Origin of the sequence: Comamonas sp. MYb21 (assembly GCF_037479395.1) — a bacterium.
In the GTDB taxonomy this organism is placed as follows: Bacteria; Pseudomonadota; Gammaproteobacteria; order Burkholderiales; family Burkholderiaceae_C; genus Comamonas.
The window spans coordinates 15,270-28,676 of record NZ_JBBGZC010000019.1; the positions used below are offsets into that span (position 1 = coordinate 15,270).

Sequence of the window (13,407 nt, forward strand, 5' to 3'; positions counted from 1 at the left end):
ACCTACTGAGACCGTAAAAGGCGCCTATGCACCCAGCAGTTGCATCGCTTTCATGGTTTTCTCGAAGCCCAGCATATTGAGTACTCGCTTGAAGTTGTACGCCAATACGCTCAGGCTCATCTCGGTCGCCACGTTCTGGATACCTCGGGTCAGGAAGTGCGTCCAGCTACCGGTTTGAGGTGTACAGCGGACGTCTAGTCAGATAGCAGGTCAACGTCTGGTCTCGGCGGCAGCGGTCACAGGCTTGCCAAATCTCAGCGGCTGCAACCAGCCTGCACCAGACGAATAGGCTAACATGCAGTCACACGGTCTTGAGTGATAGCGCAAGCCTTCACCCTTTGGATGCTTGGCTTGATAAGGCATTGGTGCATTCTTGGTTGAAAATCAGCGGTTCTGCCCTAAAGGCAAATACAGCATTCGTAGGTAGTTTGAACTCCCTGGATTCAATCCGCTTAGCCTTTGCTCCAATCTTGGCCTCGATTAAGTCTAGAATTTTTATGCCTCCACCAGCATCGGCAGACTGAACGGATGCTCGATTGAATTCAAATTTCTGTAGAAGCAGTTGAGCATGGGGGACAATGATCCCAGCCACATCCGCCCCTGCATCTGCTGTGTTATTGATAGCTTGATCCTGAAGATATTTACGCCCAGACGACCGTAATGGCAAACTTGGGCGCTCAAGCACGCCAAATATGATTTGAGCCTGCGACGATTTTAGGGCTTCCAATGCCACTTTTATCTCTGCTTTCGGCCGCTCCGGCAACTTGGCGCTGATGGCACCTTCAGCTCCAGCGCCAAGTACTGAAGAGATGTTAACACTGGTCCAGCCTGTAACCAGTCCACCGCGAGCAGCCACGTTGGGCAGGTCATCAAGATATTGCACCTGGATGGGTGTACCCGCTAAAACTTGCTTTTTAAGCTCCGGTAAGCATGTCACCTCTGGACTCACCACACCGTAGATCGAACCGATCTTGGCGCCTTCATTTGAAATGGTACTTAATCGGGTAAACCCTTGCCGTTTAGCTAACTGCCCCAAAAAGTGATCGACTACAGCATCAACGACAGCATCTTGCGCCAGCGTATGAGCAGGCGCTAATGAAACCGTGCATGCCAAAATTTGTAGCAGTTGCTTCCGCATAGTTCCTCCAATCCTTTCGGGCCGCAATTCGTTGTAGCCGAAAAAACTTATATTTTCGCTTAATTTAGTAGCTCTTGGGTCAAGTTTATACCCAGGGAAATACCCATCCTCCTCTACATTGAAATCACATACGGCATGTAACAATGTCACCTTCGGTCATGATTCTTGGGCAACCCCCTGCCTCGACCAGAAGCTATAGTGCCGAATTGCCAAAGCTCTCAATAACGATGTCGCTTAGCTGTGCCGTTTGTCGCCCTTTCAAGAGGAGTTTTCATGCCAGGAGCCTATGCTCACCTGTCTATGGTCAATGATGCCAAGACATTCGCTGAACAAACGGGGCTGCAGGAGGAAACGCTATACAGTCTTGGCGTTCATCTGAAGTTTCTCGAGCTAGGTGCTGTCAGTCCCGACTATCCTTATCTGGCTCTCAAGAATGGGCAAGCCCAGTGGGCAGACGCGATGCACTACACAAGCACAGCAAGCTTGTTGCGCTCAGGTGTAGAGACCATTGCTCGATTAAACGGTCTTGCTCGCCAAAAAGCTACTTCTTGGTTTCTCGGGCTAGCAGCCCATGTCGCGATGGACATGACAATCCACCCTGTCATTGAACTTAGAGTGGGCCCCTACAAGGGCAATGAAAACGCCCATAGACGCTGCGAGATGCATCAGGATGCCTTTATATTTCCGCATGTGATGAATGTGGGTGATACAGGGCTATCTCATCATCTAAGATCTGGTATAGCTAAGTGCCACGCAAATGGGGACGAAGACAAGATCGACTCCACCATCGAAAATGTTTGGACCCAGATGCTTCAAGCCACCTATCCAGATATAGGAATCCCAGAGCCCAGCATTTGGCATCATGGCTTCCGTGACGTTTTGGCCGCAGTCACAGAAGCAAATCAACTGCTTCCATTCGCTCGTCACGTTGCAGCACATTTAAACCTGACCTATCCCGCAGAAAAAGACATCGACTCGAGCTACATTAAACAACTCCGAACACCCGAAGGTCCCATGGACTACATCGACATTTACCAACGCGCCCGTTGCAATGTCTTAGCGATGTGGAAAGGTCTGGACGATGCATTGGCTGGTCATGGACTTGAAACACTCGATCTGTTGGAAGACTGGAATCTGGATACAGGACGGAGCGTTCAGACTGCCAAATTGGTTTTCTGGCAGGAGGCAGCATGAAATATTCAACCTGGGTTTGGGGAGCTCTGGCGACTTTGATGCTGGCTGGCTGCGCCAGCCGCCCCAGCGAAAATGAGATGAATCATCTCGCGTCGTCACTCACCAAGGTTACAGCTGCAGTAGATGCGACTGTCCGTTACCGTCATCCACCCGAAGATATGGATAGTGTGGAGTTGCTACGTAGCGCTACTGAACATGACTCTTCATTGCTCCAGCCTTTTTCCTCTTACACCCTGCTCGTGCGCCGAGAAGGTCGTCAATCGGTGGTACTACTTTGCGATCCACGTACAGATGCAGCATTGCTTGAAGACAGCGGCTGCACTCCTCACCTGGATGCGCATCGCTGGCAAAGCCCCATCTTGGAGCAGTGTGAATTTAGTCTAGATCTTGGCAAAATTTGCACTCGCTAATATGCTCTTCGTGGGCGGACTGGTTCGCTTCTAGGGAGTTCCATCCAAAGCATATTCCCTTGTTGGGTTTGCGTGGAGTAGTGACGAGATGGATCCCTGGCGGTGGCAGGCTTCATGCACGTCTTGCATGTTATAGGCAAGGGCGTGAAGTCGCCGGGCCTTGGCAAGTTCAGTTCATCGGCCGCGACAAGCTTCATCGTGAGAACCGCAAATGGGTCAATGGATTGTCGCCAGTGCAGGTGGATATTGGGCGTGCTTTGCGCAAAGCCAACGCGCGGGCTCAGGTCTCTAATACGCTGCGGGCAGCGCTGTCGCAATAGAAGATGCTTAGCAGTCTGACTGTTCATTCAGGCCAGGGTTGGCATTACAAAATGAAGCCATACCGGACCATGCTCGCGCAGCAAGGAGTCACGCGGAGCATGAGTCGCAAAGGCAATTGCTTCGACACTGCGGTGATCGAAAGTTTCTTCGGCACCCTGAAGGCGGAGTATCTCCACCTGACAATTACAGGCGGTATTGAGGCACTTGAAGCGGGTGTGCATGATTACATTAGCTACTACAACCACTAGCGCTTCATGCTCGGTATGCAAGGACTCCCGGTAGACTACCGGCTGAGAAGCACCACCTGATCGGCGGCAACCTGACCGTCCAACTTCTGGGGGTCGGTTCAAACCCGGGGCGATTCAGTTCAAGAAGTTTTAAGACGGCAAGCTTGCGCAGCGGGGACAGCACGAAAAGCTTTCCACCAATGATCCGCACAAAACCCCGCAAATCATGGTCGTTCATGACATCGGCACAATGGTGCTCACCATGAACTTACGAGAACTGGACGACAACGACCTTTTCGCGCACGCGCGTGATTGGAGACTGCGTGCGCTGCGAGGTGAGAAAGACGCACGCGGCTTCGCTCACGAGCTGGAATGCGAAGTGCGCCGGCGCTGTTCAAAGAACAAAGAGCCTCAAGGCCTGGTGCCGGCGCCCATTCTCGGTGCCATTTCCCAACCAGCCGGTCGGCGCTGGAAACTTTGGTAGCACTGATCCGTACGTAACACGTTACTGACGGCACGTTACGTGTAACCCCAGCGTTAGAACGCGTAAGGCATACGGGCAAAGGACTTCTACGGTCAACAGTGTGGAAGAAATTGGCACACGAAGTTGTGACAGGTATGCTGGCTGCATGGTTGAGTGGTCGGCTCCCGTTTCCACGGATACAACCGGGAGCGGATCACGATACCCCTTGGCTCACTCAATTCCATAGAACACTGAGTGAGCTTCGGGCCCTCTGCATACAGCCATTCCAGGTCATCAGCTGACCTACTGGTGGCCACTTTTCCATCTGCCCCACACAATGTATTTCAGCACAGGCGCTGAGACTTCGTCATTGGTATCAGATGAGCGGCCCTCTTCGTGAAGATCGATGACCAATCTTTCAGCTCTTCGCCAGTTCGAGCCCAGCATGTAGGTGCGTGGAATAAGTGCAGCGCTCCCTTTGCCCGGGTGACCGCCACGTACAGCAAATTTCTCTCTTGCTCCAGCGCCCAATCATCCTTCGCATAGCGTATAGGCAGCACACCCTCGGTGACACCAACCACTATCACGGTATCCCATTCAAGCCCTTTACTGGCATGAATGGTGGACAGGTGGACTTGACCAACGTGCGACTTTTTCATCTTGCGAATTTCATCCCACATTGCCCGGGGAGAAACTGCTTTTGACGCATAGGGTTGCCAGCGCATCAGATCGTTTCTTAACGCCTTGCGTTCCTCTTCAGTCATTTCAGATCCGTGGGCGTACACATAGGCATTCACTGCTTGGCGATATCCCCCAGATATAGAAGTGCACTTACTACCCCTGTGCAGCAGCTTCGCGGTCCATCCAACCTTTGCACTTACTATCGTGAGGCGCCTGCTCCTGAGATATCTCTCAATCATTGGAACACTCGCGTCATCAAGTCGAGCCATCCTGTCGGTCCACTGCAGAGCTGAAGCGACAGCATAACGACCGCGGGGGGTGGGAGTGGCCCAAATACCTTGTGCCCTCAAGGCTTGATCTATTCGATAGATCTGCGCCTTGGTGCGTGCAAGCACCGCGATTCTGCCCTCTGGTTTCTCTGCTAGTTGTTGCTTGACGAGCGTGCATACGCGCATTGCCATGTCTATCTCTGATTCACAGGTAATGGCAGACAGCGTCCCGCCTGGACGCCGCGACACAATGGCTGAAGAACTAGGTAGTTCACCAACAGCGGTTGCAAGTGCCGCAATACGCTGGGGCAGTCTCTGGCTCTGGGTTAGAGTCATCAACTCGCAGTCGGCCATCAGGTCTTGAAAATTCACTCCTCCTGATCCCGCAAAGCCGAAAATGGCCTGTGCAGGGTCCCCAAATGAGCGAAACATAGCGCGCGTGGTGCGAACCAGCTGAGTGACCAAGACACCCTGTGCTGCAGTGCAATCCTGCTGCTCGTCAACCAAGATGTGCGTCCACTTGGCATCACTGCGCTTTACATGCTTAGTGGCGAGTGCAACCATGTCCCCATAATCAAGTACTCCAGCCTCCCTTTTAGCTAGGTCGTAGTGCTTGAGCACCATGGAAAGCACAGAGATGCAGCACTTGAAAACGTCGCCGAATCGAGCTCGGGCAAGGTCCTTGATGCCATCGTGATCGTGATCAAGAGCGCTGCAAACGCTGATCAGGTGGAGAAGAGCACGCTTCTTCGAGAGAAGTTTACGCACCATATTGGCTTTAAACCTTTGCCTTGTCTCCGAGATCACTGGCCAATCATGCGCAACATTTTTGGCGGCAGCGCGAATCGCACGTCGAACAAGCTCCAGACGCTCCCTTTCCGTGAGCACAGTAGGCTTGTCCGGGATGAGTTGGAGGCCAAGAGCATGAATGGTACTGACATTGAGGCCTTGGAGCCCCTGCTCCATGAGCTTGGCCTCCACGTTGGCAACAGCAGCGTTGGAGAAGCTAAGAACCAGGATAGATGCAGGGTCTGCACCCTCTTCCACCCAATGTTTAATGCATGCAATCAACGTGGTGGTCTTCCCACTTCCTGGGCAGGCATCCACCTGAATTCTGGGACAGTCTGAGAGAACAATGACCAGCTGTTCTTTGCTTAATTGTGGATGGGGCATGGTGTGTGGTTACGCGTGTGGCGTGCGTAGAAATGGTGGAAAGTGCTTGTAGAGGGGTTCCAGGGGCTGTTTGGAGGCCTCTACAGCCACTTTTGGCAATTTGGCATGTGGAGTGGCAGGTAAAAGGTTGTACCTATATCAGTAGGTAGCCACACCAACTGCCCTCTCAATTTGAGCCATGATCGTGATGTCTCAATTTGGCGCATCAATTGATGGTCAATCCTGTCTCAAGCCAGTCCGAGAAGGACTGCTCTGGTAGCTTTGCAATGAGCTCAGGTCTATCTCGCAAAGCGTTGTGCAGGCAAAAGGCACCGTCCACCATAAATTGCGCCTGCCAATTGCGTGAACGTTTGCGTAACGCTGCTGGACCGGCACGACGAGCATTGGCGTTGGCCGAGCCTAATAAGTCACCGTGATCGGTCTGACTTGGCAAGATATGCATACGCAGCATCCGATTGTGAAAATTAACATGGTCAAAAGACAGCAAATCTTCCAATGAACTAATGCCATTTTTCGCCAATGTATCGGCCCCTGCCAAGCGATGCTCCAGATGCATGCAAGATGACTTATTCACGTATTTCATAGCCCTCAAGTCCTTGCTGGGTTTGTCGTAGTAGGCAGCAATCACATGCGGCTCTTTCTTAGCACCTTGACTGCCGGCTGGGCTGCTTCTTTTTCCTGCGTACAGAGTAGATTTATAAGCGCCAATGCGATGTTGAACATGCATAAATCTTGCGACTTTTATCAGACCGTTTCTTATAGAACACGCCTGTGCAGCGCTCGAAGCCAATAGGTCAACGTTTAGCTCTATATAATTTGGTATGAGCTGCGCCCACCCGGAGAATGCGTCATGTATTTTTAATAAATCAGAATGCGTAGGTTGAAAAAGCGCAATTTTGCATTTCCAGAGAGGGTTCCATTGCATGGAGCGAGATGTAATTTTTGGCTGGCGGCTTAGCGTTGCAGGTAGCTGATTATTTTGAAGAGGCACATCAATCCAAATTGTCAGTCTATCTATTCCATATAAAGGGTCGAAGCCGGGCTTGTTTTTAATAGTCATCCGTTTTCTATTCGATAAGAGAAGCTGATCCACGACATGATGCATAAAATCTTATGCATCATGTCAAGACGGCACCTATGCAGAATCTGAGTCAACCATCACGACTCTTCCTTGGCTAGATGGCCGTGCGTTGCATAGCAACCTATTCGCTTTACAGCAATGCAGATTAACAAGGGCTTCTTGTAATTTTCGCGACCGTTCCATGTGCATAAGCCTCAACATCTGAAAAACTCCAGCGACTCGATCCTCCTTGTTTAAAGGGCTCAGGCAGTAGCTTTTTCTTGACATCTCTATAAATAGAGGAAAACGCTCTACCTGTGTGCTGTGCAATGAATTGAATATTAACTAATGCGTCTGTCTGTGTAAGGCGTGCAGCTTGAACTCTCTTCAATTCTTCAGCATATATGCTGCTCGTCATTCTTTTCTTCTTTGACATAACAGCAACTGAACCTTTCGATTTGAGGACTTTTTCGATGACCCCCCGTACAAATACTCGCTCGCTGGTTTTATGATGAATCGCCAAAAACTCGATTACATCAGATGCATCTGGAGAAACCCCGCGCTTACGTGTGGAGCGCAATTCCTTGAGGAGGAACGCAACTTGGCCAGACTCAGTGGCTGTTTCGATCGATGCTGCTCCTCTAACAAGCATTTTTTTTCCGTCATGCGAAATGCGTAGCAAATCTGGCTCAGCATCCGCGCCGTAGAAGCGAGGCCGTGCGATCTGGAGTACGGATAGATGAGTGCTAGGGGAGATGTTCATGGTGAAGTCCTTTCAAGTGCGTTGTTGAAGTTCCTCAGTAGATCACGACTCAATGTCAAGCGAAAGCATTGAAATCTCTTGATTCATTAGCCACTTAGATATAGGATTCATCAACCACCTACATTGATGCATTCCGCAAGCAACTTGATGCCATCGGGAGCTCAATCGGGCAAAAAATACCTTCTAAAAATTTATTTTTCAAAACGTCTCTAAAATGCAACAATCCAGAATGCTAAAACAAACATATGAATCTGAAGCGCGTGTTTTTTGGGGCATTGATGCGGAAGCTGGACCTCTGCAGCCTGAGCTCTGGGGAGACGAATGTGCGACCGACAAGCATCTTCCGAACCTAGTGTGGTTACGTGTTTTTCTAGAGGCTAATTTCCATGTACCCGCACAGAAGCTGGGCGAGGCGCTCGCATATGAAATGGGCCTTATGCCGAAGCAGCGAAAAAGACTAATCTTTAAAAGCATCCCCAAAGCAGAAGCAGAAGCAGAAGCAGAAGCAGAAGCAGAAGCAGAAGCAGAAGCAGAAGCAGAAGCAGAAGCAGAAGCAACAGAAAAAATAGAAATAGAAATTCTTAAATTTAGCGATATATTGACGCTAGATATTCAGAAGTTATTGCCTTTTAAACGCTCTTGGACTGGTGAACTTGAGAAGATTCGTAACACTCCCAGGACACGCAAACCTCAGCAATCACAAGTTTCCGAAGGACAGCTGAACCTTGTATCCGAGGTATTACATGATCTTGTCCGTGATGAATTAGATCTGTGGAAAAGCGGACCAGAAAATAAATCAAACAGTTATAGAACTACTTTTTTTTGCAGCACATACAGCCGTGATGTACTCAAGAATTTTGTTCTAGAAAACATTCCAAGAGTTATAAGATCCCACAGGACCAAAGATGTAAAATCTCCTGCAGAATCGGTGGTGAACAAAGCTCTCACTGAGCTTGTTTGGTTTAGAACTAATAAGAAAAAATCCAAAGCTTAATCTTCATAGTTCTTGAGTGGACTCTAAAGAGATAGCTAGCCATCTTCTTTTGACAAGCTTTAATATAATCATTCACCAATCTTCAATCGATTAATGTAATTAAACCACTCTTCCATCAAAGCTCTTCGTTTTTGCAGCATGTCTGAGCGCTGATATGCCCTTGCTGTAGCGTCCCCTACGATATGTGCGAGTGCAATTTCGAGCATGTCGTAGTCATAGTGCGCAGTTTCAGCACCCCAGGTTCTGAAACTGGCGCGAAATCCGTGCATTGTGTAATCAACACCCATTCGACGAAGTACTTGGGTAAAAGTCATATCACTGCATGGCTTTCCAGTCGACCCAGGGAAGATAAGCCCAGTTGGTTGTTGAGGATTTTTGGCTTGATCGCGCATGGTTTCAACAATTGTCCAAGCGCGGTTAGACAGCGGCACAGAATGCGCGCGTTTGGCTTTCATGCGCTCTTTCGGAATAGTCCAGGTGCGGTGCTCCCAGTCGATTTCAGCCCAATCGGCACCGCGAGCTTCACCCGATCGGCAAGCTGTCAATAAGATGAACTCGAATGCGTTTTTGACGACAAAGGACGAGGTGCCGTGCTGCACTTCGTGAAGCAGCTTTCCTACATGTGCGTGTGGACACGACGCATGGTGCGTTTTCTCAAGTTCTTTCTCGTTCTTGGGAAGCGCCAACTTAAGCTGGCTCCACTGTTGGCTATCCAAACCCGTGCAATAGCCTCGCGCCGCGCCGTAGTTGATCGTGGTACGGATACGCTGGAGAACACGGGTGGCCGTTTCTGCCTTTGTTTTCCATATGGGTAGAAGCGCCTCGCGTATAAGCTCTCTGTCAATAAGTTCGACTGACTTCCTCCCTAGCAAGGGAAAGGCATAGGTGGTTAAGGTGTTGATCCATTGGTCAGCATGCTTAGAATTTTTCCAATGAGACCTGTTAGCCTCGTGATATTCAGCAGCGCATTCAGCGAACGTCACTGACTTTCTCTCCAACTCTAGTCGCACCAGCTTTAACTGAGCCTGCCGCTCCTTCTTGTCTACGATGGGATCCACGCCATCGCTGACCATTTGCCGGCACTTCAACGCTCTCTCTCGGGCTTGCGCCAAGCTCCACTCTCGCATAGAGCCCAGCCCAAACTCTCGCGTTTTCTTGTGCAAGGTGTACCGCAGTATCCAGGACTTGCTGCCCGTTTTGCTCACCTGTAAATATAGGCCTCCGCCATCGTGGTACATACCAGGCTCCGCGACGGCCTTGACCTCAAGCGCAGTCAATCGATTCAATGCTTTACTCATGCTAGCTCACCTTAATAACCCACAATACTACCCACAATTTTAAACGAAATTGCTCGTTACTTATTGGGAATCCATAAGATGATTTGAGACATGAGACACAAAACAACCATATGAATATAAATGATTAATTCCAAAAATAGGAATGACTTGGGTTTAAGCGAGACGAAATGAGACAACCACTATGGCGGGCGCCTTCTCCGCCAGAACACAAAAAAGCACCCCTAGCGGGTGCTTTTTTCATGCCCATTCGCGGCCTATTGCCCTATATACTCCAACGTGTTACGCTCAGTTCACTGGTGTTATATACAGTATTTATCTGGAACGCCTAACTACCCCAATCTAGATTTTTATGGCCCATCTGGTGGCCTGTGGAACTGCCCTATGCCGAAACGCATCCTCGAAAAAACCGCTCTGGAAGTCTCTCGCCTACGCGATGAAGGAGCGCATGCAGTTGGAGGGGTAACAGGGCTGTATCTGCAGATCATCGGCGGTTCTCGCTCATGGGTCTTCCGGTACACACACCACCGGGCGCGTAGGCGCATGGGTCTGGGCAGCTACCCTGCTGTTGGGCTGGCGGCAGCCAGAGATGCCGCTCGCGCTTCCCTCACCTTGCGCAACGGTGGAGTTGATCCACTACAAGCGCGTGCTGCTGAACGTGAGGCAGCTCGCCTTGCGGCTTCCTACCAGATGCCATTCGAGCAAGCAGCAGAGAAATTCATCAAAGAGCATGAAAGCACATGGCGCAACCTCAAGCACGTCAACCAGTGGCGCAGCACACTGGCGACATACGCTTTCCCCGTCATAGGTCACCTCAACGTAGCAGACATTGAACAGGCGCATGTGCTGCGTGTCCTGTCACCAATTTGGAAGACCAAGACAGAGACGGCTACGCGAGTTCGCGGGCGCATCGAGCAGATTCTTGACTGGTCAACCGTACACGGGCATCGCAGCGGGCCCAACCCGGCCAAATGGAAGGGCCTGTTAGAACACGTTTTGGCGAACCCCAACAAGGTCGCACCCGTTAAGCACCACCCCGCTGTACCCTACGCCGCTCTGCCTGATTTTTTCCAGCGCCTTTGCAGTGTCAAGGGCCAAAGCGCCCGCGCGCTGCAGATGCTCATCTTGACTTCAACGCGATCCGGTGAACTGCGCGGAATGCGCTGGGGAGAACTAGATCTTTCTGCAGGCCTATGGCTTGTGTCCGCTGAACGAATGAAAAGCAAACGCCTTCACCGCGTGCCGTTGCCTGTCCAGGCTCTCGCCATGCTGAACCAGCTCAAGCCAGGCGAGCCGGACGACCTGGTGTTTGTGTCCAATCGCGGCGGCATGCTCTCCGATATGTCCCTAACTGCGGTGATGCGCCGGCACTACCCCGATGCCGTGCCACATGGTTTCCGATCTACCTTCCGCGATTGGGCTGGGGAATGCACGCTCCATCCACGCGATGCGATAGAGCTATGCTTGGCACATGCTATCGACACAAAAACGGAAGCTGCTTATAGACGCGGCGACATGCTGGAGAAACGGTTAATAATCATGCAAGAGTGGGCGAATTACGCCACTGCTAATTAGATTTAATATAAGAAGATTGCCTTAAACACCAACATAGAAGTTGTCCATTAAGACTTTAAGAAGGAAAATAACATGAGTTTATTTCATTTTATAGAAAAATTGAAAAGCATATTCTTCTCTTACGACAAAAAGACTCGCCCTCTAATTACTCAACAGTCTCCTGCTCCTGCTCCTGCTCCTGCTCCTGCTCCTGCTCCTGCTCCTGCTCCTGCTCCTGCTCCTGCTCCTGCTCCTGCTAAGCAACAGCATAATGCTGTGAAATTAGAACCAAGATATATCACTGAGTATCTTGTACAGCTAGGAAACCATTTCGGGCGCTATGCAATCTCACCGAATAATCAATGGATTATCTGCTGGAAAGATGCCGACCCATCTGGCAACAGGGGTGGATATCGGCACTCAGAAAATGGATCATATTTTCTATTCGATAATAACCTGAAAGAAATTATAGTTCAAGGCGAAATGGAACGACCTAATAATGGTCAAGTGCGTAATAATGGCCACTTTAGTATTGAAGACTGGAAATTCGGTTCTGAATTATCTGGCACTTTTCACGTTTTCAGCGAAAGCGGTGAGGAACTAGTACAAAAAACTGTCACCGCAAATATAATGCGCAGCCATTTATCTACAAATGGAAAGTACGCGCTATTTGAAACTGCTGGCGGTTTCACTGAACACGCAAACAAAATATTTCTATTCGATGTTACTCAAGGGAAATTACTTTATTGCGAATCGCCAATTCCTGAATCCCCTAAAGATTATGAAATAGATGAGGAAAAGATTGAAGTAATCTGCCATATTAATAATCTAGGATCATTTAGATTTGATCAATACGGCACATTTCTAGATGAAGATAAATTTTCTCAAGCAAAGCTTGAATCGAAGTTATTCAGATATGCCATCCCAGCCGCTGAAAACATCCTAAAATCATCAACTTTAAATCCTGAACAAGCAAAACAGGCTTTAGATATACTTCAATTATCCCAGAAACACGATCCACAAAATATTGACACACTTACAGCAAGAACTCTAAAGCTTCAAGGCTTAGCTTATGAAGCTTTAGGTGATTTAAAAAATGCAGTTAAGTCATTTGACAAAGCTCTAATGCTTGATCCCAAAATAGGTGCAAAAAGAAAACGAGACTCCCTGTTAAAGAAACTATGAGTTGAATCCTTCTTGTTTGCCACCGCACCACGCTTTGGGACAGCTCTCCAACCAGCTCACAATTTCGCTTACTAGCCAGAACAGCTTTTGTGGTCCCGCCTTGCGCGGATGCGGGAAACCGTGGTTTTCGATCAGGTTGCGCAGCGTCATTTCGGCAACGTCCATTTCGGCCAGCACTTCTTCCTTGTTCAGACGGTATACACCCATGGTCAACCCTTCACGCTTTCAGCTGGCAATTCCAGCGGTTTGATCACATCCGCCCGCACGGTGCCCGCCATCACATCACGCGATAGTAGCCTCGCACCTGGTTCAAACTGGTTGGCCAGGTTGCGATAACTGCAGAACAGGTCAATGCTAATTTCGACCGCATGCGACAGCTGGGCGCCCCAGCTGGAATCCCAGCGATATCCATCCACCGCCATGTCCACCACGGTGGCCAGCGCCTGGTGCAGGCCTGGCCGGTTGTTGCCGGCCACCGGAATGGCTCGTGCAATCTCTGCGCCCATGCCGATCAGATAGGCCAAGCGGGCCAGCAGCTCGGGCTGGGCTGTTTGGTGGTCAGTCATCACGCAATGCAGGCCCAAGTCGACCACATCGGCCTGCATGCGGTTGCGCACCACCAGCACTTCGATGGGCGATGCCTTGCGATAAAGACCGCGCTTCATGGCGCGGCAGTGAGT

13 protein-coding genes are annotated in these 13,407 nt (G+C 50.0%); 6 read left to right on the forward strand and 7 right to left on the reverse strand.

Annotation, left to right across the window (positions count from 1 at the left end):
* Positions 1 to 331: 331 nt before the first annotated feature.
* On the reverse strand, positions 332 to 1,288 hold the full coding sequence (locus WH367_RS22710; protein WP_339537784.1) for a hypothetical protein: 957 nt from the start codon (positions 1,286 to 1,288) through the stop codon (positions 332 to 334).
* Positions 1,289 to 1,411: 123 nt separating this feature from the next.
* On the opposite strand from WH367_RS22710, the gene WH367_RS22715 reads away from it, so the two are divergent.
* The 3 genes from WH367_RS22715 to WH367_RS22725 all read left to right on the forward strand — a co-directional run bounded on the left by WH367_RS22715 (position 1,412) and on the right by WH367_RS22725 (position 3,311).
* A complete protein-coding gene (locus WH367_RS22715) occupies positions 1,412 to 2,332 on the forward strand; it encodes a zinc dependent phospholipase C family protein (protein WP_339537785.1) in 921 nt (306 codons plus the stop codon).
* On the forward strand, positions 2,329 to 2,742 hold the full coding sequence (locus WH367_RS22720; protein ID WP_339537786.1) for a hypothetical protein: 414 nt from the start codon (positions 2,329 to 2,331) through the stop codon (positions 2,740 to 2,742). Before WH367_RS22715 ends, WH367_RS22720 begins: the two co-directional genes overlap by 4 nt.
* 389 nt (positions 2,743 to 3,131) lie before the next feature.
* Positions 3,132 to 3,311: an IS3 family transposase gene (locus tag WH367_RS22725; protein ID WP_445228149.1), complete on the forward strand. Its 180-nt coding sequence runs from the start codon at positions 3,132 to 3,134 to the stop codon at positions 3,309 to 3,311.
* Positions 3,312 to 4,097: 786 nt separating this feature from the next.
* On the opposite strand, the gene WH367_RS22730 is transcribed toward WH367_RS22725, so the two are convergent.
* The 3 genes from WH367_RS22730 to WH367_RS22740 form a co-directional block, all read right to left on the reverse strand.
* Positions 4,098 to 5,876, reverse strand: coding sequence for an ATP-dependent helicase (locus WH367_RS22730; RefSeq protein WP_339537787.1), 1,779 nt, complete (start codon positions 5,874 to 5,876; stop codon positions 4,098 to 4,100).
* Between the two features lie 205 nt (positions 5,877 to 6,081).
* On the reverse strand, positions 6,082 to 6,981 hold the full coding sequence (locus tag WH367_RS22735; protein ID WP_339537788.1) for a hypothetical protein: 900 nt from the start codon (positions 6,979 to 6,981) through the stop codon (positions 6,082 to 6,084).
* A 121-nt stretch (positions 6,982 to 7,102) separates the two neighbouring features.
* Positions 7,103 to 7,699 (reverse strand): helix-turn-helix transcriptional regulator, encoded by a 597-nt coding sequence (locus WH367_RS22740; protein WP_339537789.1) that lies wholly within the window; start codon positions 7,697 to 7,699, stop codon positions 7,103 to 7,105.
* Positions 7,700 to 7,913: 214 nt separating this feature from the next.
* On the opposite strand from WH367_RS22740, the gene WH367_RS22745 reads away from it, so the two are divergent.
* Positions 7,914 to 8,693, forward strand: coding sequence for a hypothetical protein (locus WH367_RS22745; protein ID WP_339537790.1), 780 nt, complete (start codon positions 7,914 to 7,916; stop codon positions 8,691 to 8,693).
* A 68-nt stretch (positions 8,694 to 8,761) separates the two neighbouring features.
* On the opposite strand, the gene WH367_RS22750 is transcribed toward WH367_RS22745, so the two are convergent.
* The gene (locus tag WH367_RS22750) at positions 8,762 to 9,991 is read right to left on the reverse strand and encodes a tyrosine-type recombinase/integrase (RefSeq protein WP_339537791.1); all 1,230 of its coding nucleotides are present in this window, start codon (positions 9,989 to 9,991) and stop codon (positions 8,762 to 8,764) included.
* 381 nt (positions 9,992 to 10,372) lie between these two features.
* On the opposite strand from WH367_RS22750, the gene WH367_RS22755 reads away from it, so the two are divergent.
* Both WH367_RS22755 and WH367_RS22760 read left to right on the forward strand, forming a co-directional pair.
* Positions 10,373 to 11,563: a tyrosine-type recombinase/integrase gene (locus WH367_RS22755; protein WP_339537792.1), complete on the forward strand. Its 1,191-nt coding sequence runs from the start codon at positions 10,373 to 10,375 to the stop codon at positions 11,561 to 11,563.
* 72 nt (positions 11,564 to 11,635) lie between these two features.
* Positions 11,636 to 12,727: a tetratricopeptide repeat protein gene (locus tag WH367_RS22760; RefSeq protein ID WP_339537793.1), complete on the forward strand. Its 1,092-nt coding sequence runs from the start codon at positions 11,636 to 11,638 to the stop codon at positions 12,725 to 12,727.
* Here WH367_RS22760 and WH367_RS22765 read toward each other — a convergent pair.
* Both WH367_RS22765 and WH367_RS22770 read right to left on the reverse strand, forming a co-directional pair.
* Entirely contained in the window at positions 12,722 to 12,934 is a 213-nt protein-coding gene (locus WH367_RS22765; protein WP_339537794.1) for a helix-turn-helix transcriptional regulator, read from the reverse strand. The genes WH367_RS22760 and WH367_RS22765 overlap by 6 nt on opposite strands.
* 2 nt (positions 12,935 to 12,936) lie before the next feature.
* The gene (locus WH367_RS22770; protein WP_339537795.1) at positions 12,937 to 13,392 is read right to left on the reverse strand and encodes a hypothetical protein; all 456 of its coding nucleotides are present in this window, start codon (positions 13,390 to 13,392) and stop codon (positions 12,937 to 12,939) included.
* Positions 13,393 to 13,407: the final 15 nt, after the last annotated feature.